Consider the following 21,962-nt stretch of genomic DNA (forward strand, 5'->3'; position numbering starts at 1 on the left):
CATGTTCATTGGTGTTCCCAAGGAAATCAAGAACCACGAATACCGGGTCGGCCTGACCCCTGAAAGCGTCGCGGAACTGGTGTCGCACGGGCACAGCGTCGTCATCGGCACCAATGCCGGTATCGGCATTGGTGCCGATGACGATGCCTATCGTGCTGCTGGCGCGGAAATTGCCGCCACCGCGCCAGAAATCTTTGCCAACGCCGAGATGATCGTGAAGGTCAAGGAACCTCAGGCCGTTGAGCGCGCCATGCTGCGCGAGGGTCAGATCCTTTACACCTATCTGCATCTGGCCTCTGATCCGGAACAGACCAGGGATCTGGTCGGATCGGGCGCGGTTTGCATCGCGTATGAGACGGTAACGGACGACAACGGCGGCCTGCCCCTTCTCAAACCGATGAGCCAGGTTGCCGGTCGCATGTCGATCCAGGCCGGCGCAAGCGCGTTGGAAAAGGCCAAGGGTGGTCTGGGCGTATTGCTGGGCGGTGTGCCCGGTGTAAAGCCCGGCAAGGTTGTGGTCATCGGCGGCGGCGTCGTGGGCTTCAACGCCGCTCAGATGGCGGTTGGCCTGCACGCGGACGTGACCATTCTGGACCGCAGCCCCGCTGTTCTGGAAAAGCTGGAAAACCATTTCGAGGCGTCGGCCAAGGTTGTCTATTCAACCAAGGCTGCACTGGAAGAAGAAGTCATCAACGCAGATCTGGTTGTTGGTGCGGTTCTGATCCCGGGTGCTGCCGCGCCCAAACTGGTCAACCGTGATCTGATCGCAAGGATGAAGCCCGGCGCGGTGGTTGTCGATGTTGCGATCGATCAGGGCGGGTGCTTTGAAACGTCCAAGGCGACGACCCACGCCGACCCCACCTACGCGGTCGATGAGGTCGTTCATTATTGCGTTGCCAATATGCCGGGCGCCGTGGCGCGGACTTCGACCTACGCCTTGAACAACGTCACCCTGCCCCATGCCCTGGCTATTGCGAACAACGGCTGGAAACAGGCGCTTGCGGATAACCGTCACCTGATGAATGGCCTGAACGTGGCCTTTGGCAAGGTGACCTACAAGGCTGTGGCCGATGATCTCGGATACGAGTTTCAGGCCCCGGAAGATTTGCTGGACTGAAGCAAATCAACGCCCGCCCAAGCATTTGCGAGGCGGGCGTTACTCGTCAACAAGGAGGAAAATCTCGATGAGTACCAAGACGATTGCCAAAGGAATACTGTGTGGCGCCATCGGTGCGCTCATGTCGACGGCCGCGATCGCGGATGACATGAAACTGCGGTTTGCAGGTGTGTTCCCGATCGACCACCAGGGCACCAAGATGATGCAGCAGGTCGCAGCCGATGTCGCAGCAGCAGATGTGGGCCTCAAGATCGAAGTGTTCCCGGCCAACCAGTTGGGATCCGGTGAGGCCCTGTTCGAAGACGTGGCCCGTGGCAACATCGATCTTGCGTCGGCCTTCATCTATGCAGACACCGATCCGCGCCTTGAATTCCTGTCGATGCCGTTCCTGCTGAGCGGTTGGGACGACATGGAAAACACCCTTCTCAACATAGAGTCCGAATTCAACACTATCCTTCAGGAAATCACCGACGAATACGGTGTTCGCGTGATGGCGCAGAACCCTGAAGGGTTCATCGGCATAGTCGCCTCGCAAGAACCCGAGAACTGGAACACCTTTGACGACAAAGGCATGAACATTCGTGTCTGGTCCTCAAGCGTGGTGAAATCCATGGTTGAAACGCTGGGTTATCAGGCAACGACCATGGCTTGGGGTGACATCTTCCCGGCCCTGCAGTCAGGTATCGTTGATGGAGCCATCTGCTGCACCAAGACGGCGACCTACTCGATCTTCGCGCAATCTGATGTTGGCACGCATTTCGTCGAGTACAACTCCATTTCCGAATTGACGACATTCTACGCGTCCCAGCGGACATTGGACAAACTGAACGACGAACAGCGTGACGCGTTGCAGGCCGCACTGACCAAGGCCTCTGAAGATTTCTTTGCTTACAACCGCGAGAATGACGACGTCTTTGGCCAGAAGTTGCTCGACAAGGGCTACACGATCCTGAGCCTGTCGGATGAAGAGCAGGCAGCCATGGCCAAGCATGTTCAGGAAACCGTTTGGCCCGAAATGGCCAAGAAAGTCGGGCAGGACGTTATCGACCGCCTTCTGGCCGCCAAGAGCCAGTGAATTTGGAATGGGCCGGTTCGGAACCGGCCCTTTTCGTTTCGCCAAACGAAAGGGAGGGAGAAAGATGACGTATTCTGAAGCTGGGCATGCGCCGACTATCGAAGATGAAACCCCAAAGATACGACCGAAGATCACGGATGAATTGCCGCCGCTCTTTGGCTATCCACTCAAGGGCGTCGCCTTTGTCATGCGCCAGATCGCCATGTTCTGTGGGTTCTTGATGGCATTCACATTTGGTGCGGTTGTGGTCATCAGATATGGATTTGGTGGCGATCTGTTTGCCTATGAAGAGTGGCTTTTGGGCTTCAGCATCGTCGGCTTTTTCGCGGGCGCGGTGCTGGCCTCTGCCCGGAACCTTCATATCAATGCCGATATCCTGGGGATTGTCATCCAGGACCCCCGCCTGATCTGGTGGCGCGGCTTTGTGGTTCTTTTGGTCGAACTGCTCGTGATCCTCTTTCTTGTCTATGCGTGCTACGTCTCGCTGCTGGACGATTTTTCCTTCCCCCGGCTCAGGGCGACCCCGGTTCTGCGCATTCCGTTTGTGTCGTGGCGCATCGCGATCATGTGCGCGTTCGGTTTCATGGCCATGTTCACGGCCGCCTATCTGTACGTCCACATCCGCAAAGGCCTGGGTTTGCCGCTGCGCTCAGAGACCATGAAGGGAGCATCCAAGTGATTATCGCGGGAAGTCTCTTTATTGTCTGCCTGATGCTCTTGCTGGGTGTGAGCGTCTTCGTCGCATTCGGTGCCGTTTTGATCTTCATTGCGATGGTCGGCGACCAATCCATCACGGGGTATCTTCCAACCGGTTCAACTGGCATTCGAACCTTGGTCCTGTTGGCAATTCCGCTGTTCATGATTGCGGGCGCAATTATGGAAAAGGGTAAAATCGCCGCTCCGTTGGTGGCGCTGGCAGAAATGTTTGTCGGGCACATCAAAGGTGGTTTAAGCGCCGCTGGCGTCATTGCATGCGGGGTTTTCGGCTCGATTTCAGGGAGCGCCAACGCAACGCTGACCTGCATCGGTGGCATCATGATGCCGCACCTGAAACGCGCCAATTATCCGGGCGGGCAATCCGCCGCCCTGATCGTCGCCGCAAGCCCACTGGGCCTGCTGATCCCACCAAGCTCGTCGCACATCCTGTACGGATGGGTTGCACAACAGCACGTGTTGAAGTGCTTCCTTTCAACCGTCATTCCGGCACTTATTCTGATTACGCTGCTGATTGTGGTGAACCAGTTTCTGCTGCGCAAATACGATGACATCAACCTGACGGATCGACCCAAACCGTTTCTCCCGACCTTTGGTGTTCAAGCGCGTCTGGCAGGACCTGCATTGATGATGCCGCTCATCATCTTGGGCGGGATCTATGGGGGCATTATGACCCCGACCGAAGCTGCCGGAATTGCAGTGGTCTATTCGATCCCGATCGCGATCTACTTCTACCGGGGCCTGACCTGGAAAACCCTGGCGCAAACGATCCAGAACTCTGGCGTGACGGTCGGTGTGGTCATGGTCATGATCTTCATGGTGCTGATCGTGTCAGACAATCTGATCTCTCAGGGCGCGCCGCAATTGGCCAAGAATCTGGTTTATTCGGTTTCGGACAACCCGATCGTGATCTTGCTGATGATCAACATCGTGATGATCCTGATCGGGATGTTAATGGATGATATTTCGGGACTGCTTCTGGCGACGCCGATCCTGTTGCCCATCGCCCAAAGCACCGGGATGGACCCGATCCATTTCGCAGCCGTGATCGGGGTGAACCTGGGCATGGCGAACATCACTCCGCCGACCGCGCCGCTTCTCTACCTGGGTGCTCAGGTCTGTGATGAACCGGTGTCGCGCATGTTGTGGCCGACGCTGATCTTCATCGTCTTCGCCTGGTTGCCCACACTGATGCTGACGACATTTGTGCCCGAGTTGGCGCTGTTTCTGCCGGATCTTCTGCTCGGCAAATGAAGAACTGCCCACTTGCCCTAACAAGAGCGCATCCCCTTTCCGGGGGTGCGTGGCAACCACAAGATCAGAACGCGAGAAAATCAACATGTATAACAACGTACTTGTAGCGCTTTCTTTGGAACATGGCATCAGCGAACAGGCCCTGTCCGCGGCACGCGCACTTTTGTCCAAAGGTGGCAAGATCACCGCAGCCCATATTCACGAACCACCCAACAAGCAGATCATGTATTACATGGAGCAGAACGTGGTCGAAAAATCCTATCAAAAGGCCGAGGCCGGCCTGGCCGATAGGCTCCAGTCCGAAACGGGCGTCAGTGCGGTCATTCTGGAAAGCCAATCGGCGGGCCGCGCAATCACGGAATACGCCAACACGCAAGCGATCGACTGCATCGTCATCGCGTCGCACAAGCCCGGTATGAAGGAGTTCTTTTTGGGTTCGACCGCTGCACTTGTTGTGCGCCACGCGCTCTGTTCGGTTCATGTGCTACGGGTGTGATGGCAGCAAAACCCTTGGGCTGACCAAGCAGAGTTGGACCTTCCTTTTGGTCGCCACACCGGGCGTTTCCCCGTCACTTGATTTGTGGAGGCCAAACAGAAGTTAAGTCTGTGACGGTCATGGCCACGCTGTTTGCAACCACACAGCCAATCGGTCAGACCTTAGTCAACGTAAACGCCTGTCGAGGTGTCACCCTTCTCCCCCACGAACCGAACACCGTTCTCGGTCAGCTCGATGTCATAGCAGGCCCAAAGGCTGGACGGTGGCCATTGGGAACAATATTGGCCATCACGCACAGCCCAGTATCCCCAGCTGGGTCGCCCTGAGTGATAAAGCGTCTTCATTGACGGGCGAAAATCCTGCCAGACGCCCTCGCCGTAATCGAGTTTCTTGCCCATCAGCGCATCCAGCACGCGCGTGTCTTCGGGCTTTTCGCCGGCATTTGCCGCCGCTGCAGCCGCCAAAGCCACCAAAATCAGGGCAAACCGTCTCATGTACCCGCTCCTGCCTTGTTCATTCGTCGCCGCGAGTTTAAGACGCGCGCGATCCCCCGTGCCAATCACAATAAGGTGCCGCTGCCAATGATTCCCCGCTATTCCCGCCCTGACATGGTCGCTATCTGGTCGCCCCAGACCAAATTCCGCATCTGGTACGAGATCGAGGCCCACGCCTGTGATGCCATGGCCGATCTGGGCGTGATCCCGAAAGAGAACGCCGAAGCGGTGTGGAAAGCCAAGGACGTCGAGTTTGACGTCGCCCGTATTGACGAAATCGAAGCCGTCACCAAACACGACGTCATCGCGTTTCTGACGCACCTGGCCGAACACGTGGGCTCCGAAGAGGCCCGTTTTGTACACCAGGGCATGACCAGCTCGGACGTGCTGGACACCTGCCTGAACGTACAACTCGTGCGCGCCGCCGACATTCTGCTCGAAGGGGTGGACCGGGTGCTGGCCGCGCTGAAGACCCGTGCGCATGAGCACAAGGACACCGTCCGCGTGGGCCGCAGCCACGGCATCCACGCCGAGCCCACCACCATGGGCCTGACATTCGCGCGTTTCTACGCCGAGATGGACCGCAACAAGGCACGCCTGATCGCGGCACGTGAGGAAATCGCCACTGGTGCCATTTCTGGCGCCGTTGGAACATTTGCCAACATAGACCCGGCAGTCGAGGAACACGTCTGCGAGAAGCTGGGTCTGAGCCCCGAGCCGATCTCGACCCAGGTGATCCCGCGCGACCGCCACGCGATGTTCTTTGCCACCCTCGGCGTCATCGCCTCGTCGATCGAAAACATCGCTGTGGAAATCCGCCACATGCAGCGCACCGAAGTGCTGGAAGGCGCCGAGTTCTTCTCGATGGGCCAGAAAGGCTCGTCCGCGATGCCGCATAAGAAGAACCCGGTTCTGACCGAAAACCTGACCGGCCTCGCTCGTCTGGTGCGCATGGCCGTTGTTCCGGCGATGGAAAACGTGGCGCTCTGGCACGAGCGCGACATCTCGCACAGCTCAGTCGAGCGCGCGATTGGTCCCGACGCCACCATCACGCTGGACTTTGCCCTGCACCGTCTGGCCGGTGTGGTCGAAAAGATGCTGATCTTCCCCGACAACATGCTGGACAACATGAACAAGTTCCCTGGCCTGGTGATGTCGCAGCGCGTGCTGCTGGCCCTGACCCAAGCCGGTGTCAGCCGCGAGGACGCCTATTCCATGGTACAGCGCAACGCGCTGAAGGTCTGGGAACACCGCGTCGATTTCCGCGAACAGCTGCTAGCCGACGCCGAGGTCGTGGTCGCCCTGGGCGAAGATGGCATCAACGAAAAGTTCGACATGGGGTATCACACCAAACATGTCGACACGATTTTCAAGCGTGTTTTCAAAGACTAAACGCCCCAAGCTCATGCAACTCAAAGACCGGCCCCTGTGCCGGTCTTTTTCGTTTGTACGCTCAACAGGAACTTTCCCTTTGGAAATGACCCGTCTCGGCGTATTCTGTGGCCACAAAATGGGAGGACGGATCATGAAAGTCGGAACTCTTGTGCTGACCGCGGCGCTGTTGCTGCCCTCCATTGCTGCGGCGATGGGCTGCTCGGGCCGCGAACATCAGGCGCAATCCTGTGCGACAGGCACCACTTGGGATGCAAACAGCCAAAGCTGCGTCAAAATCGTCAACAGCTGACACACATCTCACAGGTTTTTTATTGCGGGCGCTCCGATTTGAGGGGCGTCCGTCTTTTTTTGCACTAAACTCTGCTCAAGTGATCAATCGGAGTGACTGTAATGCGTGTTCTTCTTGCCTTGACCATCGCCCTGCCCGGATATGCCTTTGCCGCTGGCGGCAATGGCGACGGAGGCACCACTTGGACCAACCCGCCAGAGCCGTCTGAGACCACCAAGACCTGCAAAGGGGTGCGCGTCTGGGACGAGAAAAAGAAACGTTGTGTGAAACCCAAAAAGTCGTCGCTGGATACCGATACGCTTTATGGTGCGGTGCGCGAATTGGCCTATGCGGGGCGGTATGACGACGCACAGGGCGTGTTGTCGGCAATGGCTGATCAAAACGACGACCGCGTGTTGACCTATTGGGGCTTTACCCACCGCAAACTGGGCCAGATCGAATTGGCAAATGCCTATTACGACAAGGCCATCAGCACCAACCCCGACAACATCCTTGCGCGCAGCTACATGGGCCAAGGCTTTGTCGAGCAAGGCAAACTTGACCTGGCCATTGAACAGTGGCGAGAAATCAAGGCGCGCGGTGGCGAAGGATCCTGGGCCGAAGCATCGCTGCGCGAAGCCATTCGTACAGGAACCACATACAGCTACTGATTTTCAGTCTTTCTTTACCGCCTGTGGGCTAGCGTCACCTTGATGATGACGGACCCACAGGCAGGCAGATGCAAGACGACAAAGCATTGATGCAATTGGCCCCATTGGCAACGCCGATGACCGACAGCGTGATCGCAGTGAATACGGCCCCCTCGGTCGAGGAGGTGCGCGTTGCCCGGCATCTCAGCGGGCGGGCAAAAGCGGCGATAGTTGTGCGGCTTTTGCTGAACGATGGCGCAGACATCCCGTTGGAAGAGTTGCCGGAAGAGCTGCAAACCAAGTTGACAGAACAGATGGGTGAGATTGGTCTGGTCGACCGTGTAACCTTGGGTGCCGTAGCGCATGAATTTGTCGAAGCGCTCGAAGGGATCGGCCTGTCGATGCCCCATGACCTGGCCGGAGCGTTGAATGTGCTGGATGGCAAGATCGGGGCGCGCACAGCTGCCAAGCTGCGCAAGCAGGCCGGTGTCAAACAATCCGGCGACCCTTGGGTCAGGCTCAAGGCGCTGCCCGCCGCGGAACTGGCGGAACTGGCCGAGGCTGAAAGCACCGAAGTTGCCGCCGTTCTACTGTCGAAACTGGACACCCCAAAAGCCGCCGAAATGCTGGGGCAACTGCCTGGACCGATGGCGCGCCAGATCACCTATGCGGTATCAAAAACCGGGAAAGTCACACCCGAAGCTGTTGATAGAATTGGTTTTTCTCTTGTTGCACAGATGGATCAGCGCCCGATCTCGGCCTTTGACGATGACCCGGAAAAACGGGTCGGCGCCATCCTGAACCAATCCGCCGCGAACACACGCGACGACATGCTGACCTCGCTTGATGCCGAGGATGAGGCCTTTGCCACCTCCGTCCGCAAGATGATCTTTACCTTTGCCCACATCCCCGAACGGGTGACGGAACGCGACGTGCCCGCAGTGGTGCGCGCCGTGGATCAGGACGAATTTGTGATCGCCCTGGCCGCCGCCACAGACGAAAAGAACGCCCCCGTTGTCGAGTTTTTATTGGGCAACATGTCTGCCCGCATGGCCGACAACCTGCGCGAAGAAGTACAGGAACGCGGCACCATAAAGCGCGCCGAGGGCGAGAGGGCGATGAACGCTGTTGTCAACGCAATCCGGGGGCTCGAGGATGAAGGCACCATAACCCTGGTTGTCGAAGAAGAAGAGGACGAGTAAGCCTCGCTCACCGTGACTTCGAATGCTCAGGAAATGCAACGAGCCGGTGTGTCCGCGCGCCGTTGCCGCATGCGGGTACCCTGACCATGCCCGCTGCTGCGCGTCACGCCCCCATCCGGAACCCACGTGCTCTGGAGCGGCGCACTTCACCGCTGTCCCGAACGACGAGGGACGCAACGGCGGTGGGACCACCTTGAATTTCCCGCATGGACAGCACCACGGGGCCCGCCTATGACGTTCGCATGCTCACAATTTTCGAGCGATGCAAAGCCGCAGGCCCCAGGATGATTTCATTGAACTGTTCCAGCACATGACTGACGGGCCAGACACCCAAGGCAAAGCCATCATGCTCATGGTCAGCGCAATCCTGTTCTTTACGCTAATGGACGCTTCGGTCAAAGCTCTGACCCCACGTTTTGGCGTCATCCCCAGCCTTTGGGCACGGTACGGCGGGCAAATGCTGCTTGTCTTTGTTCTGGTTCTGCCGCGCCTGCATCGGGTCGTTCGCACGAAATACCCTGTCCTGCAGTTCCTGCGCTCTCTGTTGTTGATGGGTGCTACGGGCTTCTTCTTTCTGGCTCTGTCCCTCATCCCCCTGACCGATGCCACGGCATTGATGTCGGTCAACCCGGTTCTGATCACCTTGGGTGCGGCCCTGTTCCTGCACGAACCTCTTGGCCCGCGCCGGATCGTTGGCATCGTCGTGGCGATGTGCGGCGCGTTGATCATCATCCGCCCTGGCAGCAGCGTCTTTTCGCTGGCCTCGCTCTACCCGCTGGCGGCGGCCTGCTGCTACACGGGGTATGCGCTGCTCACCCGCAAGGTCGGCCCTGACGAAGATGTCTGGACCTCGCTGTTTTATACCGGTCTGGTTGGCACCGTGATCATGAGCCTGGTCGCGCCGCCCTACGCGCAGATGCCGGATGCCATCAGTTGGGGCCTGATCGCCATGGTCGCGGGTTTTGGTACCATCGCTCAAATGCTGCTGATCCGGGCGTTTACGATGGGCCAGGCTTCGATGCTGGCGCCATACGCCTATTGCGGTCTGGGCTTTGCCGCTGTCTGGGGCGCGGTGTTCTTTGGCGAACTTCCAGACATCTGGACCATCTGCGGCGCGCTTGTGATCGCCGGGGCGGGCCTATATGTGTGGCATCGCGAAACAAAAACGTCGTGAGGCGCAGTCATGCCCGTTGAAAAGTCAGAACTCTCCCGGTTTGAACGGGCGAAATACCGTGCGTCCTTTTTCTTTCTACGCGCCTTTATCGGCGGCATGCGCAAGCTGCCGTATGACACGCGGATCGCGGCCATGGGGTCGATTGTCAGCGCCATTTCGCCGCTTGTGGGCTTCCGCAAACGCGTGCGCAGGAACCTGAAACTGGCGCGCCCAGACCTGCCCGAGACCGAGGCGAAGCGGCTGACCAAAGCGGTGCCCAATACGGCGGGACGCGCTTTGATGGAGCATTTTTCACCCGAGGATTTCACCGAGCGCCAGAAAAACGCCAAGGTCTCAGGCCCTGGTATCGAAGCCTTTGAACAGGCCTGTGCCGAAGGTCGCCCGGTGATGTTCATCACCGCGCATTTCGGCCACTATCTGGCTGCCCGCGTGGCCCTGCAGCATCAGTTTCAAAAGCCCATCGGCTGTCTCTATCGCCGCATGGCAAACCCCTATTTCAACGAGATCTACGTCGACGCCTTTCACAAAACCGGCGAGCCGATGTTCGAACAGGGCCGCCGCGGCATGATGGAAATGGTGCGCTCGCTCAAAAAAGGCGGCATCATTGCGATCGTGTCCGACCTGCACGCCCATGGCGGTGAAGAGCTGCAGTTCTTTGGTCAGCCAGCGGTGACATCCGTACTGAACGCGGAATTGGCGATCAAATACAAGGCTGTAACCATCCCCTGCTATGCAGTGCGAGAGCCCAATGGCCTGGACTTCGAGATCGTGCTGCACGAGCCGCTGGAGCACACCGATCCGATAACCATGACCCAACAGATGAACGACGATCTAGAGGTGATAGTCCGCAAACACATGGATCAGTGGTTCTGGATTCACCGCCGCTGGAAGATGTGGAACGGTCTGGGATCGGCCAACGGTTAATCCAGTTTGGCCGCTGCCACGATCGGACCATAGCCGGGCACCTGCACCAGCACGGCGGTTTTCAATCCGTCCGCCAGGTGCACGGTGAACTTCGCGTCCTCTGCCCCATCCCAGCGACCCAACAGGTTCAAGCTGTCGACCACATTGGCATAGTCCAGATCATGACCTGCCAGCTCTCCTCGCTTGATGCTGGCATGGCGCATCGGGGCATAGCGGACCACTTGCACGCCATAGCTGCCCTTGGGCAGTTTTTCCGAGGCCACAATGCTGACCTCGACCTCACCCCCGGATTTGGTGGTTTCGACCGTCGCAAGGGGCGTGCGGTCACGGTGCTGGGCGATCAGCTCCATCAGCTCCATGCCACGCGCGCCAACCACGCTTTCGTTGCCGTTGATCACCATCTGCGGCGTGTAGATCATCGTGCGCCCGCCCGCATGCGCATAGCCCTGCTGGCGCGTGGTGTGGGACGGTTTGGCGTATTCGTCCTTCCACCCGATGTAGTCCCAATAATCCACGTGCAGCGCCAGCCCCAGCACGTCATCCCGCTCGGCCAGTTTTTGCATCAAGGCATCAGCCGGCGGGCAGGATGAGCACCCCTGTGACGTATACAGCTCGACTACGACCGGATTGCTGTCTTCGGCGATGGTTACGCTGGCCGACAACACGGTCAGAGCGACTGAAAAAAGGGCGCGTTTCATGGCGGGCACTATCCTGCTTGGGTTAAGTCAGGTCTAAGCCGCAGCGCTTTCAAACGCCAATCAAGGTTTCTTGAGAGGCTGGTGAATTATCCGAAACGCGGACGTTGAAAAATGTATACAATTGCATACATGACGCTTGACGCGCGGCCATTCCCCTTGAAACAGGGGACCGGGTCATGCACAAAACCAACAGCAAAACCTCATTCTCACATCTCATTAGAGGGAAGCCATCTTATGCCCATCACCGTTGGACAGGACACCGCCAGAACACGCCGCGAGTTGAGCGTCAACGGCAAGACCATCTCGTATTTCTCGATCCCCGCCGCGACCGAGGCTGGGCTCGGCGATTTTTCCAAACTGCCCGCTGCGCTCAAGGTCGTGTTGGAAAACATGCTGCGGTTCGAAGATGGCGATTTCTCTGTCTCGGTCGATGACATCAAGGCTTTTGCCGAATGGGGCGCAAACGGTGGCCAGAACCCGCGCGAGATTGCCTACCGGCCTGCCCGTGTGTTGATGCAGGATTTCACCGGGGTTCCGGCCGTTGTTGACCTCGCGGCGATGCGCGACGGCATTGTTGGCCTCAAGGGCTCGGCATCGAAAATCAACCCGCAGGTGCCAGTGGATCTGGTCATCGACCATTCAGTCATGATTGATGAGTTCGGAAATCCGCGCGCGTTCCAGATGAACGTGGACCGCGAGTATGAACGCAACATGGAGCGCTACACCTTCCTCAAATGGGGTCAGAACGCGTTTGACAACTTTCGCGTGGTCCCACCCGGCACCGGCATCTGCCATCAGGTGAACCTGGAATATCTGGCACAAACCATTTGGACCGACACGGACCAGAACGGGGTCGACGTTGCCTACCCGGATACCCTTGTGGGCACCGACAGCCACACCACCATGGTCAACGGCGTGGCCGTTCTGGGCTGGGGCGTTGGCGGGATCGAGGCGGAGGCCGCGATGCTGGGTCAGCCGATTTCGATGCTGATCCCCGAAGTGATCGGGTTCGAACTGACCGGCGCCATGGTCGAAGGCACCACCGGCACCGACCTTGTGCTCAAGGTGGTCGAAATGCTGCGCGAAAAAGGTGTCGTGGGCAAATTTGTCGAATTCTATGGCGACGGTCTGGACCGCCTGCCGCTGGCGGATCGCGCCACCATCGCCAACATGGCCCCCGAATATGGCGCCACCTGTGGCTTTTTCCCGATCGACGGCGAAACCATCCGCTATCTGACCAACACCGGCCGTGATGAGGACCGGATCGCATTGGTCGAAGCCTATGCCAAGGCCAACGGGCTGTGGCGCGATGCGGACTATGCGCCGATCTACACCGATACCCTGCATCTGGACATGGGCACCATCGTCCCCGCGATCTCCGGCCCCAAGCGCCCGCAGGATTATGTGGCACTGAGCGACGGCAAAACCGCCTTCCTTCGTGAGATGGAAGAGACCTTCAAACGCCCCATGGGCAAAGAGGTCGCCGTTGCGGGCGAAGATTACACCATGGAAAGCGGCAAGGTCGTCATCGCCTCGATCACGTCCTGCACCAACACCTCGAACCCCTACGTCATGATCGGCGCCGGATTGGTGGCCCGCAAGGCCGCCGAACTGGGCCTGAACCGTAAGCCGTGGGTCAAGACCTCGCTCGCGCCCGGGTCTCAGGTCGTCAGCGCCTACCTTGAGGCGGCCGGGTTGCAGGATGATCTGGACGCCATCGGGTTCAACCTGGTTGGCTATGGCTGCACAACTTGCATCGGCAACTCGGGTCCGATTCAGAAAGAGATCAGCGACGCCATCGCCGAGGGCGATCTGGTGGCCACATCCGTCCTGTCGGGCAACCGCAACTTTGAGGGGCGGATCAGCCCGGACGTGCGCGCAAACTACCTTGCCTCACCGCCGCTGGTGGTGGCCTATGCACTGGCCGGGACCATGGACATTGACCTGTCTTCGGACGTGATCGCGCAGGACAAGAACGGCAATGACGTCTATTTGAAAGACCTCTGGCCCTCGACTGAAGAGATCGCCGATCTGGTACAAAAGACCGTCACGCGTGACGCGTTCCAGTCAAAATATGCCGACGTCTTCAAAGGGGACGAGAAATGGCGCGGGGTCGACGTGCCGCAGCAAGAGACCTATGACTGGCCTGCGAATTCGACCTACATCCAGAACCCGCCCTATTTCCAGGGCATGGGGCCAGAGCCGGGCACCATCGAGAACATCAAAGGGGCCAAGGTGCTGTTGATGTTGGGCGATATGATCACCACCGACCACATCTCGCCCGCCGGATCGTTTGCCGCCTCGTCACCTGCCGGTCAGTATCTGATTGAGCGCCAGGTTCAGCCGCGCGAATTCAACTCTTACGGTTCGCGCCGGGGCAACCACGAGATCATGATGCGCGGCACTTTCGCCAACATCCGCATCAAGAACGAGATGCTGGATGGGGTCGAGGGCGGCTATACCACGGGGCCAGACGGCGAACAGACCAGCGTCTATGATGCCTCGATGGCGCATCAGGCCAATGGCACGCCACTGGTGGTCTTTGGTGGTGAGCAATATGGTGCAGGCTCGTCGCGGGACTGGGCGGCCAAAGGCACTGCGCTGTTGGGCGTCAAGGCCGTGATCGCCGAAAGCTTTGAGCGCATCCACCGATCGAACCTGGTTGGCATGGGGGTCATCCCGCTGGAATTCACCGGTGGGGACACCCGCAAATCGCTGGGTCTGACCGGAGAAGAGACCGTCACGATCACCGGCCTGGACAGCGTCGAGCCGCTGCAAGAGGTGCCCTGCTCGATCACCATGGCGGACGGCACGGTGAAGGAGATCATGCTGAAATGCCGGATCGATACTGCGCCCGAGATCGAATACATCGAACACGGCGGCGTGCTGCACTTTGTGCTGCGCAACCTTGCCAAGGCCTGATTGGATTGCGCCTAGAATCGGCCTCGGCCTCAGTTCCCAGCCCGCGCTGCAAGCTTTGAAAGGCGGGCTGGACAGAACGGGGGTTTGCTCGCAAAGCGCATATGCGGTGCAAGCTTCCCCTCTTCACCAAATTGGACGACAAGCAATCCCACCTTACATCCTGAGTGAATACGCACCGAAGCACTGAGGAGCACTGGTCTTGCGGTTTGTGGTGGCAGTTTTGTTGGTTTGGATTTTGGGATCTTGCGCGCAACAAACCTCGCAGCGCGGCGATATTCTTATCATTGGGGATTCGGTGCTGGCCTGGAACCGCACCGAGGGCCGCGACGTTGGAAGCGCTTTGGCATCAGAACTTGGCCGTGACGTCGTAAACCGAGCCGCTTTTGGCGCCCAGATCGGAGCTACTGATCTGGCTCGCATCGTCGGTTTGAGCATCCCCGGCCAGATGCCGCCGGGACGATGGAACTGGGTCATCGCCAATGGTGCAGCAAATGATTTGGGGTTCACGTGCGGATGCACCCGCTGTGGCCAAGTGATCGATCAACTGATCTCGACAGACAGCCAGTCCGGCGCCATTCCCGACTTGGTATCCAAGGCTCAGGCGCAGGGCGCGCGCGTCTTGTGGCTGGGCTATTACAAAGCTCCGGAAACAACTTCATTCACGGGGTGCCGTCCCGGCTTGGTCGAGATCGAACGACGCATCGAAGTCTTGGCCCGGTCAAACACGGGTCTCTATTTTCTCGATGCCGAAGATGTGTTTGACCCACCTGTGAGGGACCTGTTTGACACAGACAGAACCCACCCTTCGGCCAAAGGATCAGCGTTGATAGGCACAGAGATTGCCAGAGTAATCGAAAGAGCAAGCTGACAGGTGTTTTGCTGCAGATTGCGTCAACAACACAGACAACGCGGGCAGGCACCCCAAACCGTCGACATGAGGGTGTTGCAAACCCCATGGCATGCGCCGCGCCGAGTGCCGAGTGCCGAGGTTTTTTTCATATTTTCTGGACCTTTGCCAATCGCTTCGGCAGTCTGCACTGCATCACCCTGGGACCGGAGCCTGCCAATGGGCAAACCAAATGCACTGCTGTTGTGTTCGCTGATCGTCATTGCCACCGTCGGCATATGGGGCATCGTGGACATCGCTGGACTGGTCGAATGGGCCAGCGGCGTTGTCCATCAGACCTTTCACAGCCGCGGCTGGTTCGTGATGCTTGCGGCCAGCGGCATGTTGATCAGTTGCCTGTATCTGGCGTTTTCCAGATACGGCAACATCCGACTGGGCAAGGATGACGACCGACCCGAGTTTTCAACCGCCTCATGGATCGCCATGCTGTTTTCGGCTGGAATGGGTGTGGGTCTGTTGTTCTGGGCCGTGGCCGAACCGCTGACCCATTACCACTTCATCGACGAGTTCGAAGGCTCGCCCGAGGCCGCGCGCCAAGCCATGCTCGCGACCAATTTCCACTGGGGTTTGCACGCCTGGGCCATTTATGGTTCGACCGCGTTGACCATTGCCTATTTCAGCTTTCGGCGCGGTACCGGCATGATGGTCGGCGCGCCGCTGATGTCCCTGTTTCCCGGCGAAAAATGGGCCAAAGTCGTGGGGTGGTTTTCCGATTTTTCTGCGATCATCGCCATTGCCATCGGGGTTGGCGGGTCGATGGCCATGGGCGTGTTTCAGGTGGCTGATGGCGTGTCCGTCCTCACCGATTGGCCGGTCACCTCTTACCTCATCGGGGGCGTTCTGGTGGCGATGGTTGCCGCCTATATCCCTGCCCTGATGATCGACCTGGGTCAGGGCATGGCCAAGCTATCAAACACCGCCATGCTGATCGCAATCGCACTGGTGCTCTACACCATCATCCTAGGCCCGACCGAATATCTCCTGAACACCGTGGTGCAGAGCTTTGGCGATTATGTCTCACACGTCATTCCACGCGGGTTCCAAACCTTCACCTTTTATGGTGACTCGGTAAGCCAATGGTTCAGCGACTGGACCCTGACCTATATGGTCTGGTGGATCGCCTGGGGGCCGTTCGTCGGCGTCTTTGTCGCCCGCATTTCGCGTGGCCGCACAATTCGCGAATTCGTTCTGGGCGTGCTCTTTGCTCCGACGCTGTTTTCGATCTTCTGGTTCAGCGCCTTTGGCGGCATCGGCCTTTACGAGGCATTGAACGGCGCCGGAGAGTTGCTGTCGATGACTGAAACAAATGTCGAGCGTGTGACCTTTGGCCTGTTGGATCGCCTGCCCTTGACCCGCGTAACAACGCTGGCCACGGTTCTGGCAGCCTTTTTGTTCATCGTCACCAGCGTGGTTAGCGCGGCCTTTGTGCTGGGGACCTTCTCATCGGGGGGCGACGCGAACCCGGCCCCGCGTATCCGCCTGATCTGGGGCGTGCTGCTGGGACTGCTGAGTGTGGCGATGATCCTGTCCGGCTCGGTCAATTCAGTGAAGATATTGATCTCGGTCGGGGCCCTGCCGTTTGTCTTTATTTCGGTCCTGCTGCTGGTCTGTCTGTTCCGCGGCCTGCGGGACGAGGAGGTGTAAGCGATGCTGATCGGAGATCTGACAGACACGCTCATGAACCTGACCACCTTTGCCTTTATCGGCGCGATGGTCTGGATTCTTGTGCGGAAATAGCTAGTTGCCAGCCGCTTTTTCAAGCGCCGGGCGGATCGTACTGTCGATCACCCGCTGTGTGATCGGCCCGGCAAAACGCAACACGATGGTGCCGTCACCCGCGATCACATAGGTCTCGGGCACGCCGTAGACGCCCCAATCCAGCGCCATGCGCCCCTGTTCGTCGCGACCAATCCCGGCGTAGGGATCACCCAGTTCTTCCAGAAAGGCCGAGGCGTTGTTTTGGCTGTCCTTGTAGTTTACGCCGTAGACCGGAATGCCCTGTTCTGACAATGCCTCAAGGCTTGGGTGTTCGGCCCGGCAGGGTGCGCACCAGCTGGCCCAGTAGTTGACCAGTTTGACCTGACCATCGCGCAGCGTGGCGTCGTCAAACCCGGTCTTGCCCGGAAACTCGGTCATCACCACGGGTGGGGCCGGTTGCCCCTCGCGCGCGGATGGCAGGCTGTCAGGATCTTCGCGGAACATGCCGACGGCAGCCAGCAGGACGAAGCCGGCAAAAATCATCGGCGGGGCAATCATCAAAGGCGAAAACTTAGCCATCCCGGCGCACCCTTTTTTCGATCTCTTCCATCTCGGCCCGCACCTTGCGGCCGCGCAGGACGGACATCACCACCAAGGCCACCAGCAGCACCAGAGAGGCCGCATACGCCGACAGAACGGTGTCAGCGTATTTTCCCAGATCGGGCATCATGCGCTCATCCTTTCGCGGGCTTGCAGGGCCTTGATGCGGCGGGCCCGGATCTCGGTCCCCGTGCGGTAGAACACCAGCGCAACAAAGAGCAGAACAAAGCCGATCATGCAGATCAGCAGTGGATAGAAATAGATGTTGCTCACCTTCTCGGCCGTGTCGGTCCCGGTCACGGCACCAGCACGGAACACGGACGCCCCTTGATGCAGCCCCTGGTTCCAGAAGTTCACGGCATAGCGGCTGAGGATCGCAAACACCGACCCCACCAGACACAAGACCGACGTCAGATCAGCGGCGGTGTCGGGGTCTTCGATGGCCTCCCACAAGGCAATGTAGCCAAGATAGAACAGGAACAGGATCAGGAACGACGTCAGTCGCGGGTCCCATTCCCACCAGGTGCCCCACATCGGTTGACCCCAGATCGCCCCAGTTACCAGCGCGATCAGGGTAAATACTGCGCCCACCGGTGCCGCGGCGCGTGCTGCCAACGCGCTCACATGGTGGCGGCGCACCACCCAGATCAGCGAGGTTACAAGCATCATCAGCCAGGCATTGATTGCCATCAGGGCAGCAGGCACATGCAGATAGATGATCTTGACGGTTGAGCCCTGTTTGTAGTCATCGCCCGTGAAAAAGAACCCCCAGATCAGCCCAACTGCCAGGCAAAGGGCCGTGACGATCCACAGGCCGGGCAGAAACCGCTCGGTCGTGGAAAGGAACTTCTTCGGGTTGGCGTATTCCCACAGGGAATTGAGCTTGGACGTCTGTGTCATGTCTTGGTATCTAGCCCGGATTTCATGCGGCCTCAATTCACATCCCTGCTTTCGTGCTAGCGCAGATTGACGCGCAGCACAGCAGCACTGGCAAAGGGTAGAAGCGCGATGACCGCCGCCGTGATCCCGGCCAGCAGCAACAGCGGCGTTGATGTCGCCATCCCCTCGGCCCCACGTCGCGCGACCTCGGCCCCAAAGATCAGCGTGGGCACATACATCGGCAGAACCAACAGCGACAGCAGCAAGCCGCCGCGTTTGAGGCCAACGGTCAGCGCCGCACCAAAAGTGCCGATGACCGACAGCGCAGGCGTGCCCACCAGCAGCGACACCACCAGCCAGACATAGCCCGGCGTGGGTAGGTTCAACAGGATACCCAGGACGGGCGCAACCAGCACCAGCGGCAGGCCCGTGGTCAGCCAATGGGCCAGCGCCTTGATGGTCACGACGGATTCCAGCGGCAAGGGCGCGGTGGCCAACAAATCAAGCGTCCCGTCCTCCCAATCCAATGCCAGCAGGCGATCCAGGGACAACAGGCAGGCCAGCAAAGCCCCCAGCCACAAGACGCCCGGGGCGATCACGGCCAGCAGGGCCGATTGCGGGCCGACCGAGAACGGCACCAACACTGTCAGGATCAGAAAGAACGCGAGGCCCAGACCAAAACCACCCCCGGCACGTAAGGCAAGGCGCAGATCGCGTGTCAGCAGCGCAATCACAGAAAGCCCCCGTCAAAGTCATCGAGCGCAGGCAGCTTGGCGCGAAACGGCCCCACATCCAGCACTTGCGCCTCGAGCCCCAGGTCGATGTGGGTGGCGATCATCGCCGACCCGCCCTGACCCAGATGCGCACGCACCGCATCGGCAAACATCTGCACCGCGCGAGTATCGAGCGATACGGTCGGTTCATCCAAGACCCAGATCGGGCGCCCTGTCACCAACAAGCGCGCAAGGCCCAGGCGACGCTTTTGTCCCGCCGACAGGTTGCCGGCGTGACGCGCGGCAAGCTCATTCAGATCAAAGGCGTCCAAAGCGGGTTGGATGGAGCCCAAGCCAAAAACCGAGGCCCAGAAAGTCAGGTTCTCGGTCACTGTCAGCGTGGGTTTCAACCCGTCGGAATGTCCAGCATAAGCGATGGTCTCTTCGGCACCCTGAACGGAGCCGCTGACCGCAGGTTGCAACCCCGCAATGGTGCGCAAAAGCGTGGTTTTGCCAATCCCGTTGGGGCCACGGATCACCAGCGCCTGCCCTGGCGCAAGCGTCAGGTTCAGCCCTTCGAGCACGGGCACGCCACCGCGGGCAATGGTCAGGTCTGAGACGGTCAGTGTCATGAAACCCGCTTAGCCGATTGATGCATCACGCAAAAGGGGCGTTGTTGCCGCAAAGGTGGGCGCTCAGACAGGAAGAGCCGCCAGTGCAATGCGGCGCCCCTCGGACAGGAGCACGTTATAGGTGCGGCAGGCGGCGGGAGAGTTCATCACCTCGACGCCCAGACCCGCAGCTTCAAGGCTCTGTCGGAGAACGCCGGGAATATGGGCGATTTCGGCCCCGGTGCCGACAAAGAGCACGTCGACCTCACCGGCCAACGCCAACAGGGCCTGCGCGTCTTCATAGCCGCCCCATGTTGTCGTGCCCGTTGCACCTGTCAGAACCGCGCCCTCAATCACCTCACCCCCGATGCGAAAGAAACCGGGGCCATAGCCGTCCACGGGAACCGAACCCGCGAATGAGATTTCGTTCAACTGCATCAATGCGCTCCGGTGTTCCAGAATGGCAGCCCCGAGATCGCCGAGGCCGCGATGATGATATAGGCCGCAGTGCGATAAAGCCGTTCGCGGTCTGGATTGAAAATAGCAGTTCCTATGAGATTGCCAATGAAAGTTGGCACAACCATGAACAGGCCGATCCACGCGGCAATGCCGACAAAGCCCCCCTGCAGGATCAGGGCGGTGAAGAAAAGGATGTCAAAAGCCCAGAGGTAGAGCAGCGTGTTGGCGCGGATCACCTCGGGGCCGTGACGGCTGGCCATGTAGAACAGGATCACCACCGGTCCGGGCAGGCCCGCGACGCCGCCCATGAAGCCGGCACCGCCGCCGATTCCGTAAACCATCGGGCGCGAGACATCGCCTGAATAACGGAACCCCGACAGCAGGATGGCCAGCATCAAAAGTGCCAGGGTCGAAATGCCATAACGATAGATGTCCGGATCGGTGTGGCGCAGGATAAGTACACCGATGGGCACGGTAATCACGGTACCAATGAGCAGGCGACGCAGGTCATTGCGGTGGCAAGCGCGCCAGGCGCGTGGAAGGATCGGCAGCGGGCCGAAGGCGTCCATCACCGTCAGCACGATCACGGCCCAAACCGGCGGCAGCACTTGGGCTGCGGCCGGAAGGAACACCAGGGCCGTGCCAAAGCCGGAAAATCCACGCACAACGGCGGCCACAAAAGAGGCCGCCGCCAGCCACCAGAGACCCGGCGTCTCAAGTGCCGCCAGAAGGGTTTCAGGCATCAGGCATCAATGTCGGCGTATTGGTTGCCAGCTGTGTTCGACGGCTTGGACCAGTCGCGCTTGACCCCCAGGTAGAGCAGGATCGCCGAGGCCACAAAGACCGACGAATAGGTGCCCACAATCACACCCCAGATCATCGCAAAGACGAACCCGCGGATCACGTCCCCACCCAACACGTAGAGCGAGATCAGCGCCAACAGGGTCGTGACCGAGGTCATGACCGTCCGGCTCAGCGTCTCGTTGATCGAGATGTTGAGAACGTCCTTGAGGTCTTTCTTCTTGTACTTGCGCAGGTTCTCGCGAACGCGGTCGAACACAACCACGGTATCGTTCAGCGAATAGCCCACGATAGTCAGAAGCGCCGCGATGATCGCCAGGTCGAACTTGATCTGAAGTTCCGAGAAGATGCCGATGGTCAGCGCCACGTCGTGGACCAGCGCGGCCACAGCACCAAGCGCAAATTGCCATTCGAACCGCAGCCAGATGTAGACAAGCACCGCGCCGATGGCCAACACCACGGCCAAAACCGCCGTCTGCACCAGCTCACCCGAGACTTTGGGGCCCACGGATTCAACCGAGATGAACTTGATCTCGGGGTCGTGCCCCTGAAGGGCGGCTTGCACATCGTTGACCACCTGAGCCGTGACAGATTCAGCGCCCTCTTGGGCCTGAATGCGGATCATGGCGACGTTTTCGTCGTCCCCAAAGGTCGGATCAAAGACTTCGGTGATCGACACGTCGCCCAAGCCCAGGGGGTCCATAGCGGCGCGATAGGCCGCAACGTCAACGGGCTGAGGGCTCTCGGTTCGGACGGTCGTGCCTCCACGAAAGTCGATGCCAAAGTTCAGACCCTGATAGGCAAAGGATGCCATACCAACGATGATCATCAGCGCTGAAAGGCCCAGCCACAGTTTCCAGCGGCTGAAGAAGTCGAACGAGGTATTTTGGGGGACAAGTTTCAGTCGCATA

24 protein-coding genes are annotated in these 21,962 nt (G+C 59.2%); 14 read left to right on the forward strand and 10 right to left on the reverse strand.

What is annotated here, in order from left to right:
• Nucleotide 1 precedes the first annotated feature (1 nt).
• The 5 genes from ald to TRM7615_RS15110 all read left to right on the forward strand — a co-directional run bounded on the left by ald (nt 2) and on the right by TRM7615_RS15110 (nt 4,656).
• Complete coding sequence (ald, locus tag TRM7615_RS15090; protein ID WP_108788968.1) at nt 2–1,117, forward strand: alanine dehydrogenase; 1,116 nt, start codon at nt 2–4, stop codon at nt 1,115–1,117.
• Nucleotides 1,118–1,184: 67 nt separating this feature from the next.
• A complete protein-coding gene (dctP, locus tag TRM7615_RS15095) occupies nt 1,185–2,192 on the forward strand; it encodes a TRAP transporter substrate-binding protein DctP (RefSeq protein WP_108788970.1) in 1,008 nt (335 codons plus the stop codon).
• A gap of 64 nt (nt 2,193–2,256) precedes the next feature.
• Entirely contained in the window at nt 2,257–2,871 is a 615-nt protein-coding gene (locus TRM7615_RS15100; RefSeq protein WP_108788972.1) for a TRAP transporter small permease subunit, read from the forward strand.
• A complete protein-coding gene (locus TRM7615_RS15105) occupies nt 2,868–4,160 on the forward strand; it encodes a TRAP transporter large permease (protein WP_108788974.1) in 1,293 nt (430 codons plus the stop codon). The genes TRM7615_RS15100 and TRM7615_RS15105 overlap by 4 nt, the downstream gene beginning before the upstream one ends.
• Before the next feature lie 85 nt (nt 4,161–4,245).
• On the forward strand, nt 4,246–4,656 hold the full coding sequence (locus TRM7615_RS15110; RefSeq protein WP_108788976.1) for a universal stress protein: 411 nt from the start codon (nt 4,246–4,248) through the stop codon (nt 4,654–4,656).
• Nucleotides 4,657–4,817: 161 nt separating this feature from the next.
• On the opposite strand, the gene TRM7615_RS15115 is transcribed toward TRM7615_RS15110, so the two are convergent.
• Nucleotides 4,818–5,150: a hypothetical protein gene (locus TRM7615_RS15115; protein ID WP_108788978.1), complete on the reverse strand. Its 333-nt coding sequence runs from the start codon at nt 5,148–5,150 to the stop codon at nt 4,818–4,820.
• An 87-nt stretch (nt 5,151–5,237) separates the two neighbouring features.
• Here TRM7615_RS15115 and purB point away from each other — a divergent pair, with 87 nt between their 5' ends.
• The 6 genes from purB to TRM7615_RS15140 all read left to right on the forward strand — a co-directional run bounded on the left by purB (nt 5,238) and on the right by TRM7615_RS15140 (nt 10,763).
• Nucleotides 5,238–6,542, forward strand: a complete 1,305-nt coding sequence (gene purB / locus TRM7615_RS15120; RefSeq protein ID WP_108788980.1) for an adenylosuccinate lyase — start codon at nt 5,238–5,240, stop codon at nt 6,540–6,542.
• Between the two features lie 133 nt (nt 6,543–6,675).
• Nucleotides 6,676–6,834 carry a hypothetical protein gene (locus TRM7615_RS25575; protein ID WP_165821445.1) on the forward strand — a complete coding sequence of 53 codons (159 nt, stop codon included), beginning with the start codon at nt 6,676–6,678 and terminating at the stop codon, nt 6,832–6,834.
• 101 nt (nt 6,835–6,935) lie between these two features.
• Entirely contained in the window at nt 6,936–7,484 is a 549-nt protein-coding gene (locus TRM7615_RS15125; RefSeq protein ID WP_181893147.1) for a tetratricopeptide repeat protein, read from the forward strand.
• A gap of 68 nt (nt 7,485–7,552) precedes the next feature.
• Nucleotides 7,553–8,665, forward strand: coding sequence for a flagellar motor switch protein FliG (locus tag TRM7615_RS15130; protein WP_235824101.1), 1,113 nt, complete (start codon nt 7,553–7,555; stop codon nt 8,663–8,665).
• A 310-nt stretch (nt 8,666–8,975) separates the two neighbouring features.
• Nucleotides 8,976–9,839: a DMT family transporter gene (locus TRM7615_RS15135; protein WP_165821446.1), complete on the forward strand. Its 864-nt coding sequence runs from the start codon at nt 8,976–8,978 to the stop codon at nt 9,837–9,839.
• A gap of 9 nt (nt 9,840–9,848) precedes the next feature.
• Nucleotides 9,849–10,763 carry a lysophospholipid acyltransferase family protein gene (locus TRM7615_RS15140; RefSeq protein ID WP_108788986.1) on the forward strand — a complete coding sequence of 305 codons (915 nt, stop codon included), beginning with the start codon at nt 9,849–9,851 and terminating at the stop codon, nt 10,761–10,763.
• On the opposite strand, the gene TRM7615_RS15145 is transcribed toward TRM7615_RS15140, so the two are convergent.
• The gene (locus TRM7615_RS15145; protein ID WP_108788988.1) at nt 10,760–11,461 is read right to left on the reverse strand and encodes a DUF1223 domain-containing protein; all 702 of its coding nucleotides are present in this window, start codon (nt 11,459–11,461) and stop codon (nt 10,760–10,762) included. The genes TRM7615_RS15140 and TRM7615_RS15145 overlap by 4 nt on opposite strands.
• 234 nt (nt 11,462–11,695) lie before the next feature.
• Between TRM7615_RS15145 and acnA the strand changes: the two genes are divergently transcribed.
• The 3 genes from acnA (at nt 11,696) to TRM7615_RS15160 (ending at nt 16,934) form a co-directional block, all read left to right on the forward strand.
• Nucleotides 11,696–14,383 (forward strand): aconitate hydratase AcnA, encoded by a 2,688-nt coding sequence (acnA, locus tag TRM7615_RS15150; RefSeq protein WP_108788990.1) that lies wholly within the window; start codon nt 11,696–11,698, stop codon nt 14,381–14,383.
• Nucleotides 14,384–14,591: 208 nt separating this feature from the next.
• Nucleotides 14,592–15,251, forward strand: a complete 660-nt coding sequence (locus TRM7615_RS15155) for an SGNH/GDSL hydrolase family protein (RefSeq protein WP_235824110.1) — start codon at nt 14,592–14,594, stop codon at nt 15,249–15,251.
• A gap of 198 nt (nt 15,252–15,449) precedes the next feature.
• Nucleotides 15,450–16,934 carry a BCCT family transporter gene (locus TRM7615_RS15160; protein ID WP_108788994.1) on the forward strand — a complete coding sequence of 495 codons (1,485 nt, stop codon included), beginning with the start codon at nt 15,450–15,452 and terminating at the stop codon, nt 16,932–16,934.
• A gap of 93 nt (nt 16,935–17,027) precedes the next feature.
• On the opposite strand, the gene TRM7615_RS15165 is transcribed toward TRM7615_RS15160, so the two are convergent.
• From TRM7615_RS15165 to secF, 8 genes are all read right to left on the reverse strand, one after another.
• Nucleotides 17,028–17,567, reverse strand: coding sequence for a DsbE family thiol:disulfide interchange protein (locus TRM7615_RS15165; protein WP_085795926.1), 540 nt, complete (start codon nt 17,565–17,567; stop codon nt 17,028–17,030).
• Nucleotides 17,560–17,718, reverse strand: coding sequence for a heme exporter protein CcmD (gene ccmD, locus TRM7615_RS15170; protein ID WP_181893146.1), 159 nt, complete (start codon nt 17,716–17,718; stop codon nt 17,560–17,562). The genes TRM7615_RS15165 and ccmD overlap by 8 nt, the downstream gene beginning before the upstream one ends.
• Nucleotides 17,715–18,488, reverse strand: a complete 774-nt coding sequence (locus tag TRM7615_RS15175) for a heme ABC transporter permease (RefSeq protein WP_108788998.1) — start codon at nt 18,486–18,488, stop codon at nt 17,715–17,717. The genes ccmD and TRM7615_RS15175 overlap by 4 nt, the downstream gene beginning before the upstream one ends.
• 56 nt (nt 18,489–18,544) lie before the next feature.
• Nucleotides 18,545–19,201, reverse strand: a complete 657-nt coding sequence (ccmB, locus tag TRM7615_RS15180; protein WP_108789000.1) for a heme exporter protein CcmB — start codon at nt 19,199–19,201, stop codon at nt 18,545–18,547.
• Nucleotides 19,198–19,812: a heme ABC exporter ATP-binding protein CcmA gene (gene ccmA, locus TRM7615_RS15185; RefSeq protein ID WP_108789002.1), complete on the reverse strand. Its 615-nt coding sequence runs from the start codon at nt 19,810–19,812 to the stop codon at nt 19,198–19,200. The genes ccmB and ccmA overlap by 4 nt, the downstream gene beginning before the upstream one ends.
• A gap of 63 nt (nt 19,813–19,875) precedes the next feature.
• Entirely contained in the window at nt 19,876–20,229 is a 354-nt protein-coding gene (locus tag TRM7615_RS15190) for an Mth938-like domain-containing protein (RefSeq protein WP_108789004.1), read from the reverse strand.
• The gene (locus tag TRM7615_RS15195; RefSeq protein ID WP_108789006.1) at nt 20,229–20,993 is read right to left on the reverse strand and encodes a TSUP family transporter; all 765 of its coding nucleotides are present in this window, start codon (nt 20,991–20,993) and stop codon (nt 20,229–20,231) included. Before TRM7615_RS15195 ends, TRM7615_RS15190 begins: the two co-directional genes overlap by 1 nt.
• The gene (gene secF, locus TRM7615_RS15200) at nt 20,993–21,961 is read right to left on the reverse strand and encodes a protein translocase subunit SecF (RefSeq protein ID WP_108789008.1); all 969 of its coding nucleotides are present in this window, start codon (nt 21,959–21,961) and stop codon (nt 20,993–20,995) included. The genes TRM7615_RS15195 and secF overlap by 1 nt, the downstream gene beginning before the upstream one ends.
• Between the last annotated feature and the right edge of the window lies 1 nt (nt 21,962).

The sequence above is a fragment of the Falsiruegeria mediterranea M17 genome, from assembly GCF_900302455.1.
Classification (GTDB): domain Bacteria; phylum Pseudomonadota; class Alphaproteobacteria; order Rhodobacterales; family Rhodobacteraceae; genus Falsiruegeria; species Falsiruegeria mediterranea.